The sequence below is a fragment of the Streptomyces sp. NPDC051563 genome, assembly GCF_044454225.1.
GTDB lineage: Bacteria > Actinomycetota > Actinomycetes > Streptomycetales > Streptomycetaceae > Streptomyces.
Map to the genome: position 1 here is coordinate 200,188 of NZ_JBITDL010000015.1, position 24,101 is coordinate 224,288.

Annotated in this window: 21 protein-coding genes and 3 pseudogenes; 9 read left to right on the top strand and 15 right to left on the bottom strand. The window is 69.5% G+C overall.

What is annotated here, in order from left to right; genetic code table 11:
• The first annotated feature begins 43 nt into the window (after positions 1–43).
• Together ACIA8F_RS19830 and ACIA8F_RS19835 are read left to right on the top strand one after the other, a co-directional pair.
• The gene (locus ACIA8F_RS19830) at positions 44–859 is read left to right on the top strand and encodes an alpha/beta fold hydrolase (RefSeq protein WP_399380333.1); all 816 of its coding nucleotides are present in this window, start codon (positions 44–46) and stop codon (positions 857–859) included.
• Between the two features lie 84 nt (positions 860–943).
• Positions 944–1,822 carry a potassium channel family protein gene (locus tag ACIA8F_RS19835; RefSeq protein ID WP_399380335.1) on the top strand — a complete coding sequence of 293 codons (879 nt, stop codon included), beginning with the start codon at positions 944–946 and terminating at the stop codon, positions 1,820–1,822.
• A gap of 42 nt (positions 1,823–1,864) precedes the next feature.
• On the opposite strand, the gene ACIA8F_RS19840 is transcribed toward ACIA8F_RS19835, so the two are convergent.
• The 4 genes from ACIA8F_RS19840 to ACIA8F_RS19855 form a co-directional block, all read right to left on the bottom strand.
• A complete protein-coding gene (locus tag ACIA8F_RS19840) occupies positions 1,865–2,089 on the bottom strand; it encodes a hypothetical protein (RefSeq protein ID WP_399380337.1) in 225 nt (74 codons plus the stop codon).
• Positions 2,090–2,123: 34 nt separating this feature from the next.
• Positions 2,124–7,013 (bottom strand): DNA repair ATPase, encoded by a 4,890-nt coding sequence (locus tag ACIA8F_RS19845; RefSeq protein WP_399380339.1) that lies wholly within the window; start codon positions 7,011–7,013, stop codon positions 2,124–2,126.
• Between the two features lie 93 nt (positions 7,014–7,106).
• Positions 7,107–9,152 (bottom strand): flotillin family protein, encoded by a 2,046-nt coding sequence (locus ACIA8F_RS19850; protein ID WP_399380341.1) that lies wholly within the window; start codon positions 9,150–9,152, stop codon positions 7,107–7,109.
• A 59-nt stretch (positions 9,153–9,211) separates the two neighbouring features.
• Complete coding sequence (locus ACIA8F_RS19855) at positions 9,212–9,817, bottom strand: hypothetical protein (RefSeq protein WP_399380343.1); 606 nt, start codon at positions 9,815–9,817, stop codon at positions 9,212–9,214.
• Between the two features lie 272 nt (positions 9,818–10,089).
• On the opposite strand from ACIA8F_RS19855, the gene ACIA8F_RS19860 reads away from it, so the two are divergent.
• Positions 10,090–11,085, top strand: coding sequence for an FAD-dependent monooxygenase (locus ACIA8F_RS19860; protein ID WP_399380346.1), 996 nt, complete (start codon positions 10,090–10,092; stop codon positions 11,083–11,085).
• The gene (locus ACIA8F_RS19865; RefSeq protein ID WP_399380348.1) at positions 10,968–12,182 is read left to right on the top strand and encodes a TetR family transcriptional regulator; all 1,215 of its coding nucleotides are present in this window, start codon (positions 10,968–10,970) and stop codon (positions 12,180–12,182) included. The genes ACIA8F_RS19860 and ACIA8F_RS19865 overlap by 118 nt, the downstream gene beginning before the upstream one ends.
• Positions 12,183–12,231: 49 nt before the next feature.
• Here ACIA8F_RS19865 and ACIA8F_RS19870 read toward each other — a convergent pair whose 3' ends face one another.
• A complete protein-coding gene (locus ACIA8F_RS19870) occupies positions 12,232–12,954 on the bottom strand; it encodes a potassium channel family protein (RefSeq protein ID WP_399380350.1) in 723 nt (240 codons plus the stop codon).
• Positions 12,947–14,326: a TrkH family potassium uptake protein gene (locus ACIA8F_RS19875; RefSeq protein ID WP_399380352.1), complete on the bottom strand. Its 1,380-nt coding sequence runs from the start codon at positions 14,324–14,326 to the stop codon at positions 12,947–12,949. Before ACIA8F_RS19875 ends, ACIA8F_RS19870 begins: the two co-directional genes overlap by 8 nt.
• A gap of 58 nt (positions 14,327–14,384) precedes the next feature.
• Between ACIA8F_RS19875 and ACIA8F_RS19880 the strand changes: the two are divergent.
• Positions 14,385–14,651 (top strand): annotated as a pseudogene (locus ACIA8F_RS19880) (integrase core domain-containing protein); the annotation flags it as partial.
• 29 nt (positions 14,652–14,680) lie between these two features.
• Positions 14,681–14,989 (top strand): annotated as a pseudogene (locus ACIA8F_RS19885) (MFS transporter); the annotation flags it as partial.
• A gap of 471 nt (positions 14,990–15,460) precedes the next feature.
• Here the strand turns inward: ACIA8F_RS19885 and ACIA8F_RS19890 are convergent.
• From ACIA8F_RS19890 to ACIA8F_RS19905, 4 genes are all read right to left on the bottom strand, one after another.
• Positions 15,461–15,727, bottom strand: a complete 267-nt coding sequence (locus ACIA8F_RS19890; RefSeq protein WP_399380354.1) for a GlsB/YeaQ/YmgE family stress response membrane protein — start codon at positions 15,725–15,727, stop codon at positions 15,461–15,463.
• 35 nt (positions 15,728–15,762) lie between these two features.
• Positions 15,763–16,002 (bottom strand): twin-arginine translocase TatA/TatE family subunit, encoded by a 240-nt coding sequence (locus ACIA8F_RS19895; protein ID WP_399380356.1) that lies wholly within the window; start codon positions 16,000–16,002, stop codon positions 15,763–15,765.
• Positions 16,003–16,114: 112 nt separating this feature from the next.
• The gene (locus ACIA8F_RS19900; RefSeq protein WP_399380358.1) at positions 16,115–16,696 is read right to left on the bottom strand and encodes a TerD family protein; all 582 of its coding nucleotides are present in this window, start codon (positions 16,694–16,696) and stop codon (positions 16,115–16,117) included.
• Positions 16,697–16,879: 183 nt separating this feature from the next.
• A complete protein-coding gene (locus tag ACIA8F_RS19905) occupies positions 16,880–17,455 on the bottom strand; it encodes a TerD family protein (RefSeq protein ID WP_399380360.1) in 576 nt (191 codons plus the stop codon).
• Between the two features lie 164 nt (positions 17,456–17,619).
• On the opposite strand from ACIA8F_RS19905, the gene ACIA8F_RS19910 reads away from it, so the two are divergent.
• Entirely contained in the window at positions 17,620–17,856 is a 237-nt protein-coding gene (locus ACIA8F_RS19910; protein WP_399380361.1) for a hypothetical protein, read from the top strand.
• Between the two features lie 37 nt (positions 17,857–17,893).
• On the opposite strand, the gene ACIA8F_RS19915 is transcribed toward ACIA8F_RS19910, so the two are convergent.
• Complete coding sequence (locus ACIA8F_RS19915; protein ID WP_399380363.1) at positions 17,894–18,256, bottom strand: ArsR/SmtB family transcription factor; 363 nt, start codon at positions 18,254–18,256, stop codon at positions 17,894–17,896.
• 90 nt (positions 18,257–18,346) lie between these two features.
• A pseudogene (locus tag ACIA8F_RS19920) lies at positions 18,347–19,635 on the bottom strand (LCP family protein).
• A gap of 376 nt (positions 19,636–20,011) precedes the next feature.
• On the opposite strand from ACIA8F_RS19920, the gene ACIA8F_RS19925 reads away from it, so the two are divergent.
• Together ACIA8F_RS19925 and ACIA8F_RS19930 are read left to right on the top strand one after the other, a co-directional pair.
• Complete coding sequence (locus ACIA8F_RS19925; RefSeq protein WP_399380364.1) at positions 20,012–20,413, top strand: BlaI/MecI/CopY family transcriptional regulator; 402 nt, start codon at positions 20,012–20,014, stop codon at positions 20,411–20,413.
• Positions 20,414–20,419: 6 nt separating this feature from the next.
• Complete coding sequence (locus ACIA8F_RS19930) at positions 20,420–21,349, top strand: M56 family metallopeptidase (RefSeq protein WP_399380366.1); 930 nt, start codon at positions 20,420–20,422, stop codon at positions 21,347–21,349.
• 95 nt (positions 21,350–21,444) lie between these two features.
• Here the strand turns inward: ACIA8F_RS19930 and ACIA8F_RS19935 are convergent, their stop codons facing one another.
• The 3 genes from ACIA8F_RS19935 to ACIA8F_RS19945 form a co-directional block, all read right to left on the bottom strand.
• The gene (locus ACIA8F_RS19935; protein ID WP_399380368.1) at positions 21,445–22,623 is read right to left on the bottom strand and encodes an IS110 family transposase; all 1,179 of its coding nucleotides are present in this window, start codon (positions 22,621–22,623) and stop codon (positions 21,445–21,447) included.
• A 308-nt stretch (positions 22,624–22,931) separates the two neighbouring features.
• A complete protein-coding gene (locus ACIA8F_RS19940; protein WP_399380369.1) occupies positions 22,932–23,195 on the bottom strand; it encodes a GlsB/YeaQ/YmgE family stress response membrane protein in 264 nt (87 codons plus the stop codon).
• A gap of 31 nt (positions 23,196–23,226) precedes the next feature.
• Positions 23,227–23,682, bottom strand: coding sequence for a tellurite resistance TerB family protein (locus ACIA8F_RS19945; protein WP_399380370.1), 456 nt, complete (start codon positions 23,680–23,682; stop codon positions 23,227–23,229).
• Positions 23,683–24,101: the final 419 nt, after the last annotated feature.

The following is a 24,101-nucleotide window of genomic DNA, read 5'->3' on the forward strand; positions in this document are numbered from 1 at the left end:
GTGCGCGCTGATCTCATCCGCCCCCGAAGGGAAGGGATGTGCGATGCCCCAGGCCGACTCCGACGGCGTGGCCCTCTTCTACGAGGAGACCGGAGGGGGAGAGTCGCTGGTGCTCGTGCACGGCTCCTGGAACGATCACAACAGCTGGACCCTCGCCATCGAGGCCGACCTCCGGGCCTCCTGCCGGGTGATCACCTACGACCGGCGCGGCCATGGCCGGAGCGGCGACGCCCCCGGCCAGGGCACCCGGCGGCAGGACGAGGACGATCTCGCCGCGGTCATCGAGCAGGTGGCATCGGGCCACGCGCACGTGGCGGGCAACTCCTTCGGCGCTTCCATCGTCCTGGGGCTGGCAGCCCGGCGCCCCGAGCTGTTCCGCAGCATCCTGGTGCACGAGCCGCCGCTCGTCGGGATCGTCGGCGACGACGCCGAGGCGCTCGCCGGGCTCCAGCAGATGCTGACCGCCACCGACGCCGTGCTCGACCACCTGCGAAAGAACGAGGACGAGCCGGGCGCCCGGCTCTTCGTCGAGGAGATCGCCCTGGGGTGCGGCATGTGGGACCAGATGCCGGACGGCATGCGCCAGACGTTCGTCCGGCACGCGCAGACGTGGCTGGACGAGCAGCAGGATCCCTGCTGGGCCGAACTGGACCTGGGCGGCCTCGCCGCCCGCACCACCCCCCTGCTGCTCAGTTCCGGTACCGAGAGCCCGGCGTGGTTCAGGACGGTCCTCGACCGGATTGCCTCGGCCGTCCCCCGGGCCCAGTGGAACGTCTTCACAGGGGCGGGCCACATCCCGCACGTCACCCACCCGCAGGACTACGCAACCGCCCTCACCCGCTTCATCCGCGACTCCTGAAGGCTCTTGACGGCTCTTGACGGCTTGTCAGCCGCGGGTCCGTAGGCCTGAAGTCGCAGTCGTACGAGCCGGGAAGGGGCCGGGATGGGCTGGCTGGTCACCGCCACGGGTGCGGCCCTGGTGCTGGTCGTCCTGAGGGACGTGTTCCACACCCTCTGGCACCCCACGCGCCACGGCGGGGTCAGCCGCCTGGTCATGACGGGGCTGTGGCGGATGTCGCCATCGCTGACCCGGCGCCGTCGGGCCTCCGGGCTGGCCGGCCCCGTCGCCATGGTGGCCGTGGTCGCGCTGTGGGCCTTGACCGCGGTCGTGGGATGGGCCCTGATCTACTGGCCGCACATGCCGGAGGCGTTCGCCTACACCTCCGGTCTGCGCCCCGCCGACCACGCGGGATTCCTGGACGCGGTGTACGTGTCCCTGGTGCATGTCTCCACCCTCGGCCTCGGAGACATCGCGCCCGCCGAGGGCTGGCTGCGCATCCTCGCGCCGTTGGAAGCCCTGGTCGGCTTCGCCCTCCTGAGCGCGACGGTCGCGTGGACACTCGGCATCTACCCGGCGCTTGCCCGCCGCCGCGCCCTCGCCCTTCGCCTGTCGCATCTCGCCCGCACCCATCCCACGACGGAACAGATCGACGCCGACGCAGGCGCGGCGATCCTCGCCAGCCTGGCCGCCGGGGTGTCCGTCGTCTCGGTCGACTTCCTTCAGTACGCGGAGTCGTACTACTTCTTCGACGGTGACGACCGCACGTCCCTGGCCCGCCAGATCACCGGCGCGATGAATCTGGCGGACCAGGCAGCCGGTGCCCGCCACCCTGATGTGAGGCTCTCCGCCGCCGTGCTCAGAGCCGCGCTGGACGACCTGGCCGCGATCCTCGACGAGCGCTTCCTGCATACCCAGGACGCGGCGCGCGAGGTTTTCGACGCCTTCGCACGTGATCACGGCCGTCACTCCGGATCTCAATGACTCTGCGAGAGTCGGCCGGGGCGATGCGTCCGTAGGCGAGCCCTACTTCCTGACGCGGTGCAGCCGGATGTCCCGGTTCACGAAAAGATGGACGTAGCCGCAGTTCCAACAGATGAGTCCGGTGGCCGATTCATCGGCCCACGCGAGCTTCAGGAACTCCAGCCCGAAGCTGTTGAGCTTGACCTCCCGTTCGCGGAACTCGTCGCTCTGGCAGATCAGGCAGTGGAGCCAGGTGTCCTCGATCGCCGCGTGCACCGGCTTGGCCATGACCCTTCCCTTCTCTTGTTCGGGGGAACCGTGTTCACGGTCGTGGGCCGTGCTCGTCCCGGGCCGCGTGTCGCCCTCCGGGGAGGGCGAGCAGGTGGCGCGGGTTCGTCGCACGGGTGATGGCGCTCTCCACGGCGGCCACACGGTCGGCGAGCAGGTCGAGCGCGGCCACCGCCCGGCTCAGAGCGTCGTCCCCCGAGCCTCCGAGGGCCTGGGCGCGGACGTACGAGGCGGTGATCTCGGCCCAGCGGGCTGCCTGATCCGAGGTGAGAGTGCCGCGCAGTACGCCCAGCTTGAGGAGGTTGGCCTCGGCTCCGGTGGTGAGGGTCTGGGCCTCTGAGGTGTAGTGGTCCTCGATCACGGCTGTCAGCTCGGCGTTGTTCATGGCAGGCGAGATGCGGGCCGCGATCTTGTTCATGCTGCGGTAGGAGCCCTGGAGCTGGAAGGGCGGTTCGGTGCGGCTCGCCTCGATTTGGGACGCCGAGGCGATGTAGGCGTCGTTCACCGCGAGGACCGTCTCCCGAGCAGTGAGGAGGTGGCGCAGCACGGCGAGGATGCGGTCCAGTTCGGCCGGGGGATACGGGTGGGTGAGCCGGTCGCGGTGGGCGGTGGGGTCTGCGGAGGCAAGCCGTACGAGGAGTTGCAGGTCGGCGCGGTCGCATCCGGCCAGCGGGGCGAGGACCGGGTTCGATGTCAGGGCGTTCTCGACGAAGCTGAGTGCGAAGACTTCCTCCTTGCCGGTCAGGACGTCGCCGAGGTTCCACGCGTCGGCGCGGTTGGCGAGCATGTCGGGGATGTGGAAGCGCTGTCCGGACGCGGTGTAGGGGTTGCCGGCCATGCAGACGGCGAAGCGCTTGCCGCGCAGGTCGCGGCCGTTCAGGGTCCGGGTCGCGTCACACAGCGGGATGAACTTCTGGAGCAGTTCCGGCGAGGTGTGCTGGATGTCGTCCAGGTACAGCAGGACATTGTTGCCCGCCTCCAGCGCGAAGATGATCTTCTCCAGTTCCCGGCGGGAGGCGGCGTCCGGGGCCTCGGCCGGGTCGAGCGAGGTGGTGTGGTGGCCGAGCGCCGGTCCGTCCACTTTGACGAGGAGCAGCCCGAGGCGCTCGGCGACGTACTCCATGAGCGTGGTCTTGCCGTAGCCGGGCGGTGAGACGAGCAGCAGCAGACCGCTGCTGTCGGTGCGCTTGGCGGCCCCGGCCGCCCCCAGCTGTTTGGCGAGGTTGTCGCCGACGAGGGGGAGGTAGACCTCGTCCACCAGGCGGCCCCGGACGAAGGAGGACATGACCCGGGGCCGGTACGCGTCGACGCGCAGCAGGGTGCGCTCGGAGGCGAGGAGGGCTGCGCGGCGTTGCTGGTAGGCGCGGAAGCCCGGGGCGGCGTGGGCGGCGAAGTCCGCCGTCCGGGCGAGGAACTCGTCCAGGCGCAGGGGCAGGGAGCGCCCGGTGATCCGCGGGTGGGCTCCGAGCAGTCCGGTGACGGTCGCCGTGGTCTCGCCGTTGGCGTCGTAGCGTTCCAGCGCCGGGCACAGTTCGACGGTTGCGGCTTCGGCGACGTCGCCGGCGTCGATGTCCTCGCCTGAGGCGGCCGCGTAGGAGGTGAGCCAGCCCTCGACGAGGTGCCGGCGTACGGTCAGGTCCGGGAGGGCGGCGAGATCCTCGTCGAAGGGTGAAGTGCCCACGCTGCGGTGAAACTTCTCGAGAAGGGTGCGGGCCGAAACAGACACCGCGAACCCGGCGGGGCCGGAGGTCAGCTCCTCGAAGAGGTATTGGGCCGCATGTGAGTGATCGGTTTGCCCATCAGCGAACCGGGCGATGTCCGCGGCGAGTTCGGCCCGCAGGCCGTCGATGGCGGGCGTGAGCCCGAACGTGTCGCGCGCCCGCGCCAGCGACATCGCGCGGCGCGTGTACGTGTCGCGCGACGCCTCCGTCGTCGCGTGGGCCCAGAACAGCGTGGCCGCCGCGCGCTCGTGTGGTGGGTAGCGCAGCGGTCCGGCGTTCTCGTGCAGGCGCAGCAGCACGCGGAGGAGGGCGGTGGTGTCGTGGTCGTGGACGCCGCGTTCGTATCCCTCGTCGTACGCGGCTTCGGCGGACCGCTGCACGAGCGCCTCCAGGTCTGCGTCGGCGAGCGTCTCGGCTCCGTGCTCGGCCAGCAGCCGTGCGGCCAGGTACTCGGCGCGGTACACCTCGGGCGACTCGGAGGGCAGTGTCCGCACCCAGTAGGGCCGGCTTGTGGCGAACTCCGGGTCGGTGACGGGACGGCGGTAGTCGGTGCCGGTCAGAGCGAATGCCAGGCCGTCCGGGTGCGGTACGAGTGTCAGCTCGGGGGCCTGGCTGGTGACGGCGAAGCGGTGGCGGCCCAGACGGATCGTCTTGCCGTCGGCTTCGAACAGCTCGCTGCGGTCACGCAGTGCACGTCCGGCTTCCTGCCGGGCGGCCAGCAGGCGGCCCTCCAGTTCCTCCGCCCGTACCTGGTCGCCCAATGCGCGCAGCTCGCCCGCCGTACGCCGGACCTTGGCCGCCATCGGGTCGGAAGTGAAGTACGTGTTGACCTCGTCGAGGCTCTCCAGGGCCGACGCCCGGCGGGCAACGGTCTCCAGCACTCGGCGCGCGGAGTCGGCCAGGGCCTCGGCGCGCCGGGCGCGGGCATCCTGAAGGGTCTGCCGCCGCGCCGCGAAGGCGTCGTGGACCTCGGTCTTCTTCTCCGTGATCTCGGCGAGGAAGCGGTCGTGCTCGACGAAGCGTGATTCCAGGTTCTCCAGGTGGAGCAGCAGGCGGGCGAGCTGGGTTTCGCAGTCCTCGGGCGTGGCGGCCGCGGCCAGCGCGCCCGTGACGGATTGGCCCAGCAGCGCGAACTCGACCGCGAACTCCGCCCGCCCTTCGCGGTCGAGGAGCTCGGCGCGGCGGGCGGTGAGCGTGGCGCGGGCCCGGTTCACGGACCCGAGGACCTCGGCGATCCGCTTGAGGATCGCGGTGCGCACGGTCGCGTCGCCCGTCTCCAGGCCCGAGACGACCTCGGCGAGAGTCTGCAGGCCAAAGGTTTGTTCATCCAGCCGTTCGCCGACCGGGACGGCTTCGGCGACGGTGACGATCGCCTCGGCGTCGGCGGTGAACTGTTCGGCCTCGGCCTGGTAGCCGGTGAAGGCGTCCTCACGCCGGAGGAAGGCCACGGCCCGCTGCGCGGCGGAGGCGATGTCGGCCGTCACGTCCGCGGTCAGGGTCTCGATGCCCTCGGTGTCGGCGTACCGCATCTCCTTGAGGGTGATCAGGTGTCCCTGCGCTCGCCGCAGTTCGGTGATGCGGTCGATCCACTCCTCGGCGGTGGCCGGGGCCTCGCCGCGGATGCGGCGGACCAGCCGGGCTATGACCTGAGCGGCTTCGGCGAGGGCGTCCGCGGCCTGCCGGGTGAGGGCCTGGACGCTTGCGAACTCCTCCAGTACCTGCGCGGCGGTGGACCGGACCTCTTCCAGCGGGCTGTCCAGGTCCCCGGTCTCCGGGTCGACGAGCCAGGGGAACCGGTCGGCGGCCCGGACGCAGGCGGCGAGCAGCGTCTCGTACACCGTCCCGGTGGGCGTGGCTCCGGTCTCGGTGGCCTGCCGGGCGATGGCCAGGCAGTCGGCGATGCCCCGGACCAGGTCGGCGTTGCCGATGCGGGCGAGCGGGCCGTTTCCCGAGGAAGAGGCGTAGGTGTCGGAGGTGTAGGGGGTGTGCCAGATCTGCACGGGGTGCATACGGGCGGGCTCGGCGGCGCCGGCGCGCAGGACGACGAGAGCGCCGTCGTCGAACAGGGCGTGGCCGTGGCAGGAGATGGGGGCGGCGACCTCCTTGCGGATCAGGTTGTAGGAGAGCAGCAGGCCGTGTCCCTCTGCGCGGGCGTGGAAGGTGAAGAGGACGTCCTCGCCGTTGGGAGAGCGCACGGCCTTCTCGAATTCCAGGTCCGTCGTGTCCGTGTCGAAGGTCTTCGCGGTGCCCGAGGCGAGGCAGTAGCCGCCGGGGAAGACGATGCCCTCGTCGTCCGGGAGCCGGCGGCAGGACCGGCCGATGCCGTCGAGGCGGACGACGGTGTTCGTGACGGTGTTGAAGACCAGGTGGCGCCTGGTCTCCTCCTTGTAGGGGCGGATCCGCAGCAGGATCAGCGTGCCCGCGGTGGCGTAGGCGATCTCGGCGTCGGCGAGGGACTGGAGCGGCTCGTCGACCGGCTCGCGGTGGATGCCCTCGCCGGTCTCGGTGTCGTTGTCGGTCTTGACGGTGAGCACGCCGCCGACCGTCGAGACGAAGAGCCGCCCGTCGATGGAGGTGTGGGGGTGGCGGCCCAGGACGTGGTCGTCCCGGGTGGTCTCCCGCCACTCGACGTCGTGAGCGGGCGGGAACACGTGGTCGCGCTCGCCCTGGGCGTCCAGGAAGCGTGCCTCGCCGGACGGGGTGAGGGACCAGCGCAGGACGCGGATGTCCTCGGCCTGCTCTCCGGTCTGGAAGACGGCCAGCAGCTTGCCGTCGACGTGGCGGAGCTGGAGCAGAGTCGCGCCCTGGTAGTAGCGGTGCAGCGCGCCGAACTCCCGGATGAAGCCGGGGTCGTCGAGGAGGCCGGGCACCGATTCCTCGGGAAGCGGGTTCAGGTCGCGGTCGTACAGGGCGAGCACGTCCCCGACGGACATCTCGCGCCCCAGGTGGGTGGCGCCGTTGTAGCCGAAGAGCACCACGTCCCCGATGGCGACGATGTCGCGGGGTACGCGGCTGTGCTCGGTGCGGATGCGCTCGGAGCCCGAGAGCGTGAGTCCGGCTCCGCCGAACTCGGCGATCCGGGCGGTGTTGAGGGCCTCCGCGCGCCGGGCCAGTTCACCGGCCTGCGCCGCCAGCCGGTCGCGCAGCACCTCGTACGACAGCACCTCGGACGTACGGGCGTCCATCGCCGTGGCCGTGGTCATGTGTTCCAGCTCCCTCGTATGCGAAGTGGTGCTCTTCCGGAGCCGCCGCCCCCTCCGCGGCGGCTCCGGAACGTGACCGCACCCCCGTGGCGGTCAGCTCTTGGCGGTGCCGTTCAAGCCGGCGAGTGTGGTCACCGGCGTGTCGGCCAGGCCGAGCTGCCGGGCCTTGGCCATCAGCTCCTCCAGCTGCCCCGATCCGGCCGGCATCAGCTTCATCAGCAGGGTCGAGACGGTCAGGTTCTGCACGTCGGACGTGGACACCGAGCCCAGCACCTTCGTGAGGTCCTTGGTGAAGGAGCCGGAGCCGTCCAGCCAGGGCCCGGCCAGGGTTTGGGCGGTCTGGGAGTTGTCCATGAACCCGTCCACGGCCCGGCCCATCGACATCGCCCCCACGATGCGGTCGAAGAACGCCGACTCGCCGCCGATGATGCTGATGTCGGCGCTCTCCAGCCCCGTCGCCAGCACGGTGGCCTGCGCCTCGGCTACCTGTCGCTGCACGTCCAGCCCGGCGAGCCGGATCTCCTTCTCGGCCGCCAGGCGCAGCCGGTACTCCTCGTGGCCGCGCGAGGCCTCGTCCAGCGCGGCCATGGCCGCCGCCTTCTCGGTCAGGCCCTCCGCCTCCGCCTTCAGCTTCTCGCCGATCGCGGTCGCCTCGGCCAGCGCCATCTCGCGGGCGCCGTCGGCCTCCGCCTTCAGCCGCGCCGTCGTGGCCCCGGCCTCGGCCCGGCCGGTCTTCTCGATCGCGTCCGCTTCCTTCTCCCGTACGGCGACCGCGGCCAGGCCTTCCGCTGCGGCCTCGGCCTGGATGCCCTCGGCGAGGCGGATCTTGGCGCGGGCGTCGAGGTCCGCGGTCTTGTTTCGGGCCTCGGCGAGGGTGAGCTCCTCGGCCGCCCGGTGCACGGCCGCCTGCTCGGCGGCCTCCGCCGCCTTGATGTCCTTGACCAACTTCTCCTGGGCTTCCGCCTCGGCGCCGATGACGATCGCCTGCCGGGTACGCTCGGCTTCTTCCACCGTCCGCAGCCGCTTGATGGACTCCTCCTGCTCGGCGACCGTACGGTCCACCGCGATCCGCTCCCGCACGACCTCGGCGATGTCCCGCTTCTCGGTCTCGACCTCTTTGTCGGCGGCGATCCGGCTCAGCGCGGTCTCCCGCTCCCGCGCGATGACCTCCAGCATGCGGTCCTTTTCGATCCGCTCGTTCTCGATGGCGATGACCCGCTCGCGGTTCTTCTGCGCGACGGCCACCTCGCGGGCCTGGTTCTCGCGCTGGATACCGAGCTGCTCCTCCGTCCTGAGGAAGGCGCCCTGCGCCCGCAGCCGTTCCTCCTCCACCACCCGCGCGGTCTCCGCTTCCTCCCGCGCCCGTACCGTCGCGATTTCGCGGTGCTGCTTGATCTCGGCGTCGGCCTGGCGGCGCTCCAGTTCCAGGATGGCCTCGCGGGCGTCGACGTTCTGCCGGGTGAGTTCCTTCTGCTCGTGCTGGCGGAACTCGTTGGTGCGGACGCTCTCGATCGCCGTCAGCTCGGTGATCTTGCGGATGCCCTGGGCGTCGAGGATGTTGCCGGCGTCCAGCTGGGACAGCGGAGTCTGCTCCAGGTAGTCGATCGCCGCGTCCTCCAGGCTGTAGCCGTTCAGATCGGTGCCGATGATGTGGATGATGCGGTCGCGCAGTTCGTTGCGCATCGTGTAGAGGTCGGTGAAGTCGAGCTGCTTGCCGACCGTCTTGAGCGCCTCGGAGAACTTGGCGTTGAACAGCTCCTGCAGGGTCGCCTTGTCGGAGGCCCGCTGCGTGCCGATGGCCTGGGCGACCTTGATGACGTCCTCGACGGTCTTGTTGACGCGGACGAAGAAGGAGATGCGGATGTCGGCGCGGATGTTGTCCTTGCAGATCAGACCGTCGCGGCCGGTCCGGGAGATCTCGATGGTCTTCACCGAGATGTCCATGACCTCGGCCTTGTGCAGCACGGGCAGCACCACCTGCCCGGTGAAGGTCACATCGACCTTCCGCATCTTGGAGACGATCAGGGCCTTGCCCTGCTCGACCTTGCGGAACAACCGGGTCACCACGAGCAGAGCGGCGACCCCGAGGAGGAGAACGACGATGACGAGCGTGCCAAGGCCCAATGAGATGGCATCCATGAGGAATCCCCACGTGAGAAGTCGAAGCTGAGAAGCCCGGAGGCCAGGAAGGCGGCGGATCAGCCGCGCGGGTCGAGCGCCGCATCGAAGGGCGCGACCCAGAAGAACTCGCCTGCGTCGTCATACGCGTAGAGCAGCGCGGTGCTGCCGAGCGTGAGCGGATCGCTCCCGTGCTGGCGGACCTGGACGAGCGCGGTGGAGCCGTCCCCTGCCGTGACCTCGGCCTGGCCGAAGCCCGCGTCCACCCGCCCCGTGCGGATGACGCAGGTCAGACCGACGAAGTCCAGCCGGGACGGCCCGGGTTCGTCAGGGAAGAGCTTCGCCAGGGGCCGTACGAGCGAGCGCGTCACGCGCCACGACAGGTACACCGAGCCGAACAGCAGGACGGTGCCGAGGAAGTGCACCACAGCGCCGGGCCACGCCGTACGGGCAAGGAGCACCGCCCCGGACAGGCTGATGAACCAGGCCAGGGCGATCAGCAGCGAGGCGGACACCGTGCCGGGCACACCGCCGAGGCCCAGAGCGCCTCCGCTCGCACCGGCGTCGAAGCCGTCGTGATCCGCGGCCCCGCACAGCACGAGCAGCCAGAACCCTAGGACGACAACGAGGGCCGCGGTGAACAGCACAGTGGGAAAGCCGAGTGCGGCATTGATGAACTCGTCCACGCGTCTCCCCCTCCCGTATCCCCGTCCCGATCCGGACATGCCGGTCTGCAACACCGGTTTCCCGTGCCCGGCACCCGGTCCGCATGCTCTTCGGCTCACGCCCATCCTGCCTTGCACGCACGTCTGTTCACATTGCCGGTGACCGGCAATCTTTACGCTGCTTTAACGCCGGACGGAGGCGTCCTGACTCCTGCACCACAATCGCGTTAGTGTCTAACGTGAGTTAGGGGCTAACCGAGAGTGGGGCGGTCGTGACTTCTATGACGGTTGTGGTGGCTGGTGCCGGGCCGACCGGGCTGGCGCTGGCCTGCGGACTGCGCGCGGCGGGAGCCTTCGTCCGGGTGCTGGACAAGTCGCCGGGACCGGCGATGACGTCGCGGGCCCTGGGCCTACAGCCTCGCGGGGCGGAGGTCCTCGAACGCCTCGGGGCGCTCGGCGACCTGCTCGAGCGGTCGGTGCGGATCGCGCACGTCGTCACGTACGTCGACGGCCGGCCCTTGGCACGGCTCCCGGTGGGGCAGCCCACGAAGCTGGTGACCAGGCCCGGCTTGCTGATGTCCCAGGCCGAGGTCGAGGCCCGGCTCCGGGACCGCCTGGCCGAACTCGGCGTCGAGGTCGGATGGGGTCGCGAACTGCTGGACGCACGCCAGACCACCGACCAGGTCACCCTCCACTTCGCCGACGGCGAGCAGCAGGCCGACTGGCTGGTGGGGTGCGACGGTGCGCACAGCCGCGTACGCAAGGCCGCCGGCATCGGCTTCCCGGGTACGCCTGTCGTCGAACGCTTCCTGCTCGCCGACGTGACGGCCCGCCTGCCGATCCCCAGGGACACGGTCGGGGTCTGGCTGCGCGGGGACACGATGCTCGGGGCGTTTCCGCTCCCGGGCGAGGACGTGTGGCGGCTGATGGCGCCCGCGCCGGGCGGATCCGCCGCGGACCCGATGCCGGCGCTGGCGGAGCTGCTGCTGCACGAGGCGGGCATCCCCGCCGGCGTCGTGCGCGAGGCGCTGTGGACCTCCACGTTCCGGATCCACCGGCGTCTGGCCTCGTCCTACCGCCAGGGAAGGATCCTGCTCGCCGGTGACGCCGCGCACATCCACAGCCCCTTCGGAGGACAGGGCATGAACACAGGCCTGGTGATGCCGAGAACTTGGCCTGGAAGCTGGCCCTGGTCGCCGCCGGCCGTTCCGGGGACTGCCTGCTCGACACCTACGAGGCCGAGCGCAGGCCCATCGCACGCGAGGTACTGGCATCCACCAGCGCCATGACCGGCATGGTCCTCGGACAGACCGCATGGGCGCGGGCCTTGCGCGATCACGTCTTCGTCCCCCTGCTGAACCGGCCCCTCGTGCAGCGCCGGCTCTGGGAGAAGTCCTCCCAGCTGACCCTCACTTACCGCCGAGGCCCGCTCGGGACCGGCCGTCACCTCCCCGGCTCGGCCCCGCGGCCCGGCGACCGCGTACCCGACCGTGCCTGCGTCCGCCGGGACGGCACCGCCACCCGCCTCTACGAGGAGCTACGCGCGGGCTGGGCCCTGCTCACGCCCGGAGTGGCCTCCGCCGACCACGAGGCGGTCGCCCGCCGCCGCCTCGGTGCGGACCACGTCACCACGCTCACCGTGCCGGAGAGCCGGCAGCACACCCTTCTGGTGCGACCCGACGCCCACCTGGCCTGGCGCGGAACATCGCCGGCCGCCCTGGACAAGGCGCTGGCCCGCATACTCGACATCGGCACAAGGCAGCGAGCATCGAGAACACCCGGAGGCGGCACACACATGAGCACGTCCCCCACGCCGACTCCGGGGCTGCGTGAACGGAAGAAGGCGCAGACCCGCCGGACGATCCAGGAGCAGGCGCTGCGCCTGTTCCTGTCCCAGGGGTACCAGAACACCACCGTTGAGGAGATCTGCGCCGCGGCCGGGGTCTCCCACATGACGTTTTTCCGGCACTTCCCCACCAAGGAAGCCGTCGTGGAGTCCGACGACTACGACCCGCTGATCGCCCGGCTCATCCAGGAGCGACCGCCGCACGAGGACAGCCTCACCGCTCTCCGGAACGCCCTGGGCCAGGGCCTGGAGATGGTGTACGCCACCGGCAAGGACGCCCTGCTCGTCCGCACCCGGCTCATCCTCGACACGCCGGCCCTGCGCGCCCGCACCTGGGACAACCAGTACTCCACGCAGCGGCTCTTCGCCGACGCCCTCCGATCACGCAACCCCGACGAGAGCGACCTCTCCACCCGCGTCGCGGCAGCGGCAGCCCTCGCCGCCGTGACCACCGCCCTGGCCTCCTGGGTCGAAAGCAACGGCGCCATCGACCTGCCCGCCCTGGTCGACGAGGCGTTCCGCGCCCTGCGCCCAGCATGACGGTGTGACACATGCCCACTGTCCTCCTGGCAGGCCGGAAGGCAGCGGATCAGCTGAGCTCGGCAAAGGCCTCCACGGCACGGGTCTTGCCGGTGACGATGATGACGTCGCCCTGTTCGACCACGGTTTCGGCGGTGGCGTGGGTGAAGTCGTGGCCGGGGCGCTTGATGCCGACGACAGTGACGCCGTACTTGCTCCGTACGGCGCTCTCGCCGAGAGCCATGCCGGTGGCGGCGGTCGGCGCGATCGTCTTGACCAGGGCGTAGCCGTCGTCGAACTCGATGAAGTCGAGCATCCGCCCGGTGACGAGGTGAGCCACGCGCTCGCCCATCTCGTGCTCGGGCAGGACGACGTGGTGGACACCGAGGCGTTCGAGGATCTGGCCGTGCTGGCGGCTGATGGCCTTGGCCCAGATGTTGGGGACGTCCTCCTCAAGGAGATTGGAGGCGATGAGGATGCTGGCCTCTATGTCGGTGCCGATGCCGACGACCACGCTGGGGAACTCGTGCACGCCCAGCTGGCGCAGCACCACGGGGTCGGTGCAGTCGGCCACAGCCGAGTGGGTGAGGATGTCGCTGTGCTTCTGGACCAGGGCCTGGTCGGTGTCGATGCCCAGGACGTCCCAGCCACGGCGGGTGAGTTCGTTGGCCAGGGAGCTGCCGAACCGGCCAAGGCCGATGACGGCCACGCGCTGGTCGGTGCTGGTGGGGCTGCCGAGGTCCAGGAGCCGCTTGCGGCGGCGACGACGCAGGGAGTGCAGGTAATTACCCAATGACGGGTCGCTCCTCGGGTAGCTGGTAGCGGCGGGTCCGCTCGCGCAGGGCGAGCGACGAGACGAGCGTGATCGGCCCGAGGCGGCCGACGAACATGAGCAGGATCAGGATCAGTTGACCGGAGACAGGGATGTCGGCGGTGATTCCGGTCGACAGTCCGACCGTGCCGAAGGCGGAGACGGCCTCGAACAGCACGTCCTCGGCAGGGGCCTTGGTGACGGTCAGCAGGGCGAGGGTGGCGGAGATGACCAGGCCGATGCCCAGCAGCGCCACGGTCAGTGCCTGTCGCAGGGAGTGCGGGGCGAGGCGTCGGCCCATCACGGTGGAGTTCGGCTCGCCGCGCACCTCGGCGAGCATGGCCGCGGCCAGGACCGAGAAGGTCGTGACCTTGATTCCGCCCGCGGTGCCCGCGCTGCCGCCGCCGATGAACATCAGCGTGCAGGTGAACAGGATGGTAGAGGCGTTCAGGGCGCCCATGTCGATGGCGTTGAGGCCTGCCGTACGACTCATCGCGGAGTGGAAGAAACCGTTCAGGATCTTCTCGTCCTCGTCCCAGTCGAACGAGCCGAGCGTGCCCGGGTTGCTCCACTCCATCAAACACGTGAGTACGGTGCCGACGAACAGCAACAGGGCGCTCGTCACCAGCGTCAGTCGGGTGTGCAGCGACCAGTTCCGGCGCCCGGTCGTGCGGCGCCGGGTGCGGTGGCGCAGGAGCTCCAGCAGGACCGGGAACCCGAGGCCGCCCAGGATCACCGCCACGGCGATGGGAAGCGTGACCCACGGATCCTGCGCGTACGGGGTGAGGCTGTCGCCGTGGAGGCCGAAGCCGGCGTTGTTGAACGCCGAGACCGCGTGGAAGAAGCCGGAATAGGCGGCTTCGCCGAAGGACCTGCCGTATCCGAAGCGCAGCCGCAGGGCCAAGAGCGCGCCCACCGCCAGCTCCACGATCAGCGTGCACCCGGCGACACCGAGCAGAACTTGCCGTACATCGCCGATGCCCAGGCTCTTGGTCTCGGCCGCCGCGGTCAGCTGCATCCGCAGCCGCAGCTTGCCGGAGACCAGCAGCGCCAGCAGCGAGGCCATAGCCATGATGCCGAAGCCGCCCACCTGGATCAGCGCCAGGATGACTCCCTCGCCGAAGCCGCTCCAATGCGTGGCGGTGTCCACGACGACCAGCCCGGTCACGCACACCGCCGAGGTGGACGTGAACAACGCCGTCACGAGGCCCGTCGCGGAGCCGTCCTGGGAGGAGAGCGGCAGCATCAGCAGCACCATGCCGACGGCGATCACCAGCGCGAACGCCGACACCACCGTGCGCGCCGGATGGGCGGTGAACAGCGAGTGCCACACCCTGGCCGCACGTCCCGCCACCTGACAGTCTTCCCTCCGACTCGGCACAACCTTCCGGCCCAGGCGTCAAGAACGCTCAGTCTGCCAGCGGCACAGCATCCGCCGCAGTATGGGCCGGGTCGGCTCGAGTTACGACAACGCCCTCGCCGAGTCGTTCTTCCAGGGCCTCAAGCGCGAGTTGCTCCACGTACGCCGCTGGACCTCGAAGGCCCAGACCCGCATCGAGCTGTTCCGCTGGCTGTCGTACTACAACCGGCGCCGTCGGCACTCCGCGCTCGGCTACCTCACACCAGCCGAGTTCGAACAGCAGCTGGTCACGACACGTACGCTGTCACTCGTCGCATGAAAACCGGTGTCCACTCCCGAGGATCAGCCTCAATGATCGTCTACCCCTTCGAGATGGACACCATCGTCACCCTCGCCGAGAACCGGCTCGTCGCCACGCACTACGGCCTCTACAACACCATCTGCGGTATCGGCATCACCGCCGGGAACCTCCTCACCGGAGTCGCCCTCGACGCCGCCCGCCGCGCCGGACTCCCGGCCCTGCCCTGGCTCTTCCTCACCGCGCTCGGCCTGGCCTGCGCCCTGTCCGTACGGCGCCTGGGGTACGGCAGCAAGCTGCCCGCCGCAGAGGGCGCTGACGCGCGGCCCGAGAAGCAAGCCGCACCGAGCCCGGGATGAGATGCAACCCGCAGGGGGCGATGCGCGCATCGCCCCCTGCGGGTATGTGAGGTCAGTGCTTCTGGTCTGACTCTACGGCGCGGCGTTCCCCGACCGGCGAGGACAGCGCCGGGGCGTAGAGCGTGGCAAGGGGCTCGGGGCCGGCGTATCGACGGCATGAACACTGTCGGCCTTCTTCTGCGGCAGAGGCCGTGGCCGGCACGGACGCGTAGCACAGCGCGTCCCGTGCGTCGTGGTAAGCCAAGTGGTGGCCACAGCCGCATATGGGTTCAGGGTCGCTCAGGGCTCGCGCCTTCGCTTCACGGCGCTCACTCGCCGCCTTCTTCAGCCGGTCGTAGGCCCCGCCGGCCACGCAGCCGCTCGCGAGGACGACCAGCGCGATTTCAAACCCGGTCAAGACGAGCTCCTCAGATACTGCCCTGCACAGGCGAAGTCGTACGTTCACGTTCTCGGTGCTGTACCGGAGCGAGGTCAGTCTCGGGAGGAGCCGAACAGGATCCTGTACGCGACGAGCAGGACGAGGGATCCTCCGATCGCCGCGCCCCATGTTGTGAGGTCGAAGAAGTGCCGCTCGATGGGCTTGTCGAGCAGCACCTCGGACAGCCAGCCGCCGATCAGCGCCCCCACGATGCCGATGACCGTGGTGCCGACGATGCCGCCAGGGTCCCGGCCGGGCATGAGGAGCTTGGCCAAGGTCGCTGCGAGGAAACCGAGGGTGATCCAGCTGATGATGCCCATCGTGGTGGCTGCCTTCGTACGGGTCTCAAAGGGGGTCAGTGCTGCGCCGTGCCGGGGGTGTCCTGGCCGGTGTGGATCACGGTGCCCTTGATGACGGGGGAGCCGGGCTGGGTGCCCGGCTGCGCGACGGGCGCTTCGGAGGATGCGGCGTCGCCCTTGATGGCCCGGGCTTCGCTCTTGAGGATCCGGGCCGACTTGCCCATGGAGCGGGCCAGTTCGGGCAGCTTCTTGGCGCCGAAGACGACGACGATGGCGATCTCGCTGATGCCGAACACGGTGCGTCTCTCCTGGATGGCGGCCGACGTGGCCTGCTGCTGTGTACGGATGGAGGGTGTGCCGGTGGGGGTCGGGACAACGAGGGTCCACGGCGCCCCGGCGGCCGAGGTCCTACAGGTGTGCGGCGATGTCGGGGAGCAGGTCCTCGAAGGTTCGGCCGTTGGCCGGCTCTCCGATGGCGCACATGCGCCAGGTGCCGCTCGTGCGGTCGACCTTGGCCATGATCTGTGCCGTGTGCTTGCCGCCGCCCGAGAGTGTGTAGCGCGCCAGTTCCTCGCCGGTGTTCTCGTCCAAGAGGCGGCAGAAGGCGTTGTCGACTTCGGCGAACGTCTGGCCGGTGAAGGAGTTGACGGTGAAGACCACCTGGTCGACGTGAACGGGCAGGCGCTGGAGGTCGACGAGGATCGATTCGTCGTCGCCGCCCTGACCCGCACCACCGGTGAGGTTGTCGCCCGTGTGCCGGACGGAGCCGTCGTTGCTCACGAGGTGCTGGAAGAACACGACGTCGACCGCCTCCGTGCCGGCGAAGAGCACGGCCGAGGCATCGAGGTCGACCTCGCGGGCGGTCAGCCGGCCGAAGAGGCCCCGGCGCTGCGCTGCCTTCCAGCCCAAGCCCATGCGCACGACCCGGATCGATCTGTTGCTGGCCTTGTCCAGGATGATCTCCTGGCCCTTGCTCAGGTTGATGCTCACGGCCTTCTCCTGGTGTTCGGATCGTTGAGGCGTCCGGGAGGTGCCGCCGCGGCGCCTGAATCTACATGACTGTAGTAGCAGGTCAAGGGTGTCGTGCCGGGTCGTGGTGAAGGTGGTGTGTGGGCCCCGGGCAGGCGGTCTCCACGTGGTGACCGCCTGCCCGAGGGCCGCGGGCGTAGGGCCTCAGACGCCGACGCCGTAGTCGGCGGCGATGCCCGACAGGCCCGAGGCGTAACCCTGCCCGACGGCGCGGAACTTCCACTCCTCGCCGCTGCGGTAGAGCTCCCCGAAGACCATGGCGGTCTCGGTCGAGGCGTCCTCCGAGAGGTCATAGCGGGCGAGCTCGGCACCGCCGGCCTGGTTCACCACACGGATGAAGGCGTTGCGGACCTGGCCGAAGCTCTGGCCACGGTTCTCGGCATCGTGGATGGAGACGGGGAAGACGATCTTCGTGATGTCTGCGGGCACCGTGGCGAGGTTGACCTTGATGGATTCGTCGTCGCCTTCACCCTCACCGGTGAGGTTGTCGCCGGTGTGCTCGACCGAGCCGTCAGGGCTCTTCAGGTTGTTGTAGAACACGAAGTGCTGGTCGGAGGGGACCTTGCCCGCGTCGCCGACGAGGAGGGCGCTCGCGTCCAGGTCGTAGTCCGTGCCGGTGGTCGTGCGGACGTCCCAGCCCAGGCCGACCAGTACGGCAGTCAGACCCGGCGCCTCCTTGCTCAGAGAGACGTTGCCGCCCTTGCTGAGGCTCACACCCATGTCGACGTTCCTTCCGCGTGTCGGAACCACGGCGCGGATGGCCGAGGCGCATTTGTCGTACAGTCCGGAAATCTACATGAGTGTAGAAGTAGAGTGTGCGGTGAAGTGCGCTGACGCGGATGGGTGTTGGCGATGTGGCGGGGTGACTGTGACTTGGGGGGGGCATGTCGGGTGAGGACTCGGTGAGCTGGGAGTCGGCGGTGCTGGTCGGCGGACCCGCCGAGGGGGTGCGCGTCCGGGTGGTTGGCCGCCCGCCGGTTTTGCAGGTGACCTTCCCGTGCGAACTGGAGGCGGACACCGACGCCGTAAGGGTGGAAGCCCTGTACGTGTACCGCCGGGATGTGCGGCAGGCCTCTGACGAGGAGGCGTTGACGTATGGCTTCGACGGGGCCAGTCCCTGAGGGGGCATCCGGTGGTACAGGTGCGTGGCTGGTGGGTTCAGCCCTGTGGAAGGGCTGAGCCCGGTGTCGCTCCCTTGGAGACCTGCTCGATCATGAGCTGCACGACGGCCAGCACTTCGCGATCGCTCACGGAGTAGACGTGTCGGCGCCCCTCCCGCCGTGCCCGGACGAGGCCGGCAGATCGGAGCTGGGTCAAGTGCTGGCTGACGGTGGGCAGTGCACGTCCCACGCGCGCGCCGAGGTCCGACACGTCGCTGTCCTTCTCCGCCAGGGCCCACATGATGTGCAGCCGGGCGGAGGAAGCGAGCAGCGCGAACGTCGCAGCGGCATGGGTGAGCACCTCGTCGGACGGATCCCCGCACCCGTCGCTGCGGGCTGATTCGGCCGCCCCGTTGCTCATCAGGCACTCTCTCTGTCGATCGGACGCAGATCTGCGAAGCCGGAACTGCGTTGTTCCATGTCGTGCGTTGCGTGTCGCACGGTCACCGGCTCAACCGAAGAGCCCGGAGTAGTCGCTGCCGACTGTCAGCGTGATCACTCGGGGCGCCGCGCTGGGGTCCGTCTCGGGACTGACAGCTGTCTTGAGGCGGGACACGAGGGCCTCGGCGTGCGCCTCAAGGCCGGTCGGTAGATGGGTCACACGGGTGTGCTCCGCGATCCGCGGAGCGTTCCCGATGCCTGTCACGGTGTAACCGGCCGAGCGCAACTGGGCGGCCACGGCCGCGGCCGCGCCTGGCTTCCCCGTTCCGTTGGGCACCAGTACTTGCACGCTGCCCGCGGCGACGGACGGGGCGGACGCGAGTCGGGTTTGGTGATCTCCTCGTCCTTGGCCAGGGCGCTGAAGAGAATGCGAGTCTGCGGGTACTGCCATGAGATGTTTGCTCGATCTGTGGGGATGTCCACCTCCCGGGGATAGTTCGGCACGATGACGAAGGCGAGCCGGTCCTTCGGGATGTCCCGGAGCTCGGACGCCAGGCCGTACAGCGGTCGGATCCGGCGAGTGCGTTGTCGGTGGTGACGGATTTGGTCGCCGAGTCGAGGAATCCGTACACGTCACCTGGGCTGGTCAGCTGCTCCTGTGCCTTGGCGGCCAGGGCCTGCATGAACTCCTGCTGGCGTCCGATGCGTCCGATGTCCGAGCCGTCCCCGACGCTGTAGCGGGTGCGGACGTATCCGAGTGCCTTCTCGTCCTTGACGATCTGGCATCCCGCGTCGAGGTCCAGGTGTGCCTTGACATCGTGGATGGCCTGCTGCGGGCAGACTTCGATGCCGCCGAGGGCGTTGACCATCCCCTTGAAGCCCTGGAAGTCGAGCGTGATGAAGTGGTCGATGCGCAGGCCGGTGTTGTGCTCGACGGTCTTGATGGTGCAGGCGGCTGCTCCGCCGACATCGCCTTTGGCGCCCCCGATGGCGAACGCCGAGTTGATTTTGAAGTGACGCGGGGCGGACCGGGTGCCGTCGCCCCGGTCGCAGGCCGGCACCTCCACCCAGGAATCGCGCGGGAGCGAGACGACGGCGCCCCACTTCCGATCGGCGGCAATGTGCAGAACCATCAGCGTGTCCGACTGCATGGTGGCCAGGCCCTTGCCATATTTGGCGTTGGCCCCATCGCGGCTGTCCGATCCCACCAAGACGATGTTTTTGGCCCCCGGGCTCAGGCTGGCCGGGCGGTCACCGCCGAGCATGTCGTCGATGTCGGAGGCGCTGATGTTTGCCCTCCAGCCTCTGATAGAGCCAGCCGCCGGCGCCCGCCGCGAGCAGCACGAGGCCGGCCAGAATCCCTGCGAACCACAGGACCGCCCGGCCGCGCCCGGTGAGCCGAGCTTTCTGATGTCGCCGACTTCCGGGTACTGGCTTATGGTGCACGCGCGTTGCGCAAAGGTCCCCGCCCACTGACTGCCGCCTTCCATCCGCGGGCCCATGGGCCTGTCATCGCCGTACACCCCCGTGCCGACGGATGACGTAGGAGTCAAGAATCTACAACGATGTAGAAGTCTGGTGGTAGCGGGGGCACAGTGGAAGGGCAGCCGGGCTCGCGATGATGTATGCCACGGCGCATGGTGAGCTGCAGTGCGACGGTGTGCCGTCGCCAAGGCTCAGTACGATGAACCGCACTTCACGTGGAAACCGCGATCCCAGGACGGGAGGCTTGAGCATGACAGCCCGGCACAGCACGGGGGACGCACTGCCCCCGCGACGAGGTCAAGGCGAGCTGGAGGCCCAGATCCTTGCCGTACTCGGCACGGCCCCGGGACCCGTGACCGCGGGCTGGGTACAGGAGCGTCTCCCGGGAACTCTCGCCTACACCACGGTCATCACGATCCTGACCCGCCTGCACGCCAAGGGCGCGGTCGCCCGAGCACGCGCCGGCCGTTCGTTCGAGTGGGTCCAGGTGGCTGACGAAGCGGGGCTCGCAGCGCTGCGGATGCGCAAGGTCCTGGACGGCGAGGCGGACCGGGAGGCGGTACTGACCAGCTTCGTCACCTCGCTCTCTCCGGGGGACGAGCAACTGCTGCGGGGTCTTCTCGCGCAGACGGACGAGGAAGGGGACGGCTGAACTCCCATGGGAGTCTTCGTCTTCCTGCCCCTGGTGCTGCCGTTCACCGCGTGGCCCATCGCGCGACTGGCCGAGCACCACCTTCATCTGCGGACCGCGACCTGGCTGCTGTCCGCCATCGCCGCGGTGCTCGCGGTGTGCAGCACCCTCTGCCTGGCCCTGCTGATGGTGGTCGGCACCGCCCAGCTCCCCGGGAACCCGCTGCCCGACGGCTGGTCGGATCCTGAGGTACGCGATGCGGTGCCCTACGACGAAGTCGCGGGTAGGGCTGCCATCCCGGCCCTCCTGGCCGTTCTTGTTGGTTGCGCGGGCATCACCTGGCGCCACTTCCGCGTGCGACGCGAGGCACTGCGGGCCCTCGCTGGACTGCCCGACCGGAGTGTGGCCGTACTGCCCGACGACATGGCGTACGCCTACGCGCTCCCCGGACCTCGGGACCGGATCGTGGTGACCGCCGGGATGCTCGCCGAACTCGACGGCCGCGAGCGCCGGGCCCTGTTCGCTCACGAACGTGCCCACCTGGCCTCGCGCCACCACCGCTTCCTGCTGGCCACGCAGCTGGCCGCGCGGGCCAACCCCTTCCTTCGCCCCCTGTGTACCTCGGTCGCCTACACCACCGAGCGGTGGGCCGACGAGGAAGCGGCGGCCGTGACCGGCAACCGCCAAAGCGTCGCCCGGGCCGTGGCCAAGGCGGCACTGGTGACCCAGGGTGCCCCGAGCACGACCCTCGCCCACTTCGCCGCAGCGGGTCCCGTGCCGCGCCGGGTGGCCGCTCTTCTCGCTCCCGCCCCTGTCGCGCTGCGCTGGCCACCTGTGTTCACCCCGGCCGGCCTCGCCGCGTGGGGCGCCACGGCGGGCGCCGCCGCCTCCGCCCTGTCGTCGGCGAACGCCGCGTTCACCTTGTTTTTCATCCTCAAGGCAGCGACACCGCTGTAGGGGAGCGGCCCTTCCCCGGCCCCGCTGGTCACCGGGGGGGCCTCTATGTCCTTCGTCAAGGACGTGGTGCCGGGTATGAGGCTGTTTTTGGGTGGTCATGCGGTGAGGGCGGGGGCTGGGGTTCTGGGCTCGTAGAAGGTGCCGTCTCGGAGCATGGCGAACAGGACGCTGATGCGTTGGCGGGCGAGCCGCAGGAGTGCCTGGGTGTGGGTCTTGCCGCGGGCGCGTTGGTGGTCGTAGTAGGTGCGTGATGCCGGGTCGGCGTTCTTGCAGGCGAAGGCGGAGAGGAACATGGCCCGTTTGAGTTGCCGGTTTCCGCCGCGGGGTGCGTGTTCGCCGTGGATCGAGGTGCCCGACGACTTGGTGGTGGGGGCGAGTCCGGCGTAGGAGGCGAGGTGGGCGGCGCCGGGAAAGCCGGTGCCGTCGCCGACGGTGACCAGCAGGACGGCGGCGGTCCTGACTCCGACTCCCGGCATCGAGGTCAGGACTGGGTGAAGAGGGTGGGCCTCCAGCAGGGTGCTGATCTGGGATTCCAGTGCCCGGCGCTGGTCATGGACCGCGGCGAGCGAGGCGGCCAGGGACGGGATCACGATGTCAAGGGTGCCCGTGCCGGGAACGACGACGGTCTGCTCGTCGAGAGCGTCGAAGATCTCGTCGATCAGCCTCTGTGCCATCCGCGGGGCCTTGGGGCGGATGAGTTCGACGAGTCTGCGGCGGCCGGCCTTGCGCAGTGCGGCCGGGGATCCGTATCGCTCGAGGAGCCAGGTGACGGCCCGGTGGTCCAGTCGCGGGCCGAGCACGCGCTCCAGCGACGGGTGGAACTGGGTGAGCAGGCCGCGTATCCGGTTGGAGGTGCGGGTGGCTTCCGCGGTGAGGTCCTGATCGAAGCCGGTCAGCACCGTGAGCTCGGCGGTGATCTCGTCGGTCAGCTCCAGCGGACGCAAGGTGTGGGGCATGGTGCGGGCGGCGTCCGCGATGACCGCGGCGTCCTTCGCGTCGGTTTTCGCCTCTCCCGGGTAGAGGTCGGCGATCCGTCGCATGGCCAGTCCGGGCAGGTAGGCGACCTGGCAGCCCGCGTCGCGGGCGACGGTCAGGGGCAGAGCACCGATCGAGGCCGGCTGGTCCACGATCACCAGTACCGTGCCGAACTTCGCGGTCAGCTTGTCGAAGACGGCCCGCAGTTTCGGTTCGCTGTTGGGCATCGGCTTGTCGAAGACCTTCTTGCCCGCCGGCGTCAGTCCGTGGCCGTGGTGAGCGCTCTTGCCGACGTCCATACCCAGGAAGACGCCCACATCGCCGGTGTCTTACATCGCACCCCTCCCGGGTGGTTGACCGTCCCGGCCTCGGCAGTGGCACCGTGCTCGCGCATCCACGTTATGCAGACCTGCCGCCCGCGAACTGCCCGGCATCGCGCCAGGCCAGGCGGTGGCCGGACCTCTCATCAGCGTCTCCGACGGCACCCCACGGGCCCGGCGACACCACCCCCCAGGTCATCACTTCGACAGAGGGGACACAGTCATACCGGGCCCGGAGGCCAGCGGCCCCATTGCAGGACCGCGAAAAAGATAACGGGGGGGCGAGATCAGGCCCGGGCCTTGACTCGTTCGAAGGCTGCCACGCCCACGGCGGCGAGCCCGATCTGGATGGCCCACTCGATCCAGTCGATGCCCTTGGTGTCGGCGACGCCCAGGGCTGCGGCGATGACGGTGCCGACCAGTGCGGCCGCGATGCCGATGGCGATGGTCCACAGGAATCCGATGCGCTGACGGCCCGGCAGAACCAGTCGCCCCAGTACACCGACGATGATTCCGATGAAGATCGCGCTGATGAGCCCGGAGATTTCCACGCCCGCTCCCTTCTGACTCGTTCCCTCGTGGCTAGAGGTCGAACTCGTACGGAGGCAGGTCGAGCGTGTAGCAGGCCTCCCGTACGACAGCCTGTTCGGTCTTGTCGAAGTCGCCGTCCGCCCCGCCGATGACGATGCCGATCTGGATGACCGCGCGCGCCTCGGCGGGCTTCTTCTTCGCCTTGGCGATCTCCTGCAACACGGCGACCTTGCCGAAGTCGAAGTCGGCGGTCAGCTTGTTGAGGTTCTCGTCGAAGCGACGCTGGAGGTCGGAGGCGTCGAAGTTCTGCAGCACCTCGTTGGTGGAGATCAGCTGTGCCACCCGGCGCCGTTCGGACGGGTCGATCGTGCCGTCGGCCGCGGCGACCAGCGCGCACATCGCCATGCTCGCGTCGCGGAACGCGCCGCTCTTGAGGTCGTTCTTCTTCGCCACCAGCTGCGTCTGCATCGTCGATGCGGATTCCTTGATCCGGTCCCACAGGGCCATGGCAACTCCGTATTCGTCGGGTGCCGGTCCGGAGAGGCTCGGTCGAGGTTCCGGACCGGTGATTTCTACAATGCTGTAGAAGTTATCAGCAGGAGTGCCCCAGCGAAGTCTGCCCCCGCTGCCCGCCTCTATCCGGTGCGAAGTGATGTCCCTGGCGTGACGATCGACCACGGACGCGCCTACGCGACGTCGATGGGGCAGTCGCCTCGTGGGTCCGGCTGCGGATCGGCAGCTGGGGCCGAGTCGTAGCCTTGGAGGCTGCCGCTCGGCCCGAGCCGCCCCCACGTCGGCCCACGCAGCCCCGGGGGCGCGGGAGGGCGCTAGTACTGCAACGGTTCTTTCGTTGACGGGTTGGCAGCTTCTGGTGGTGTGTGGCCGCGTCGTTTGTAGTGACTGAGGCGGGCCTGGTGTTGTCGTCG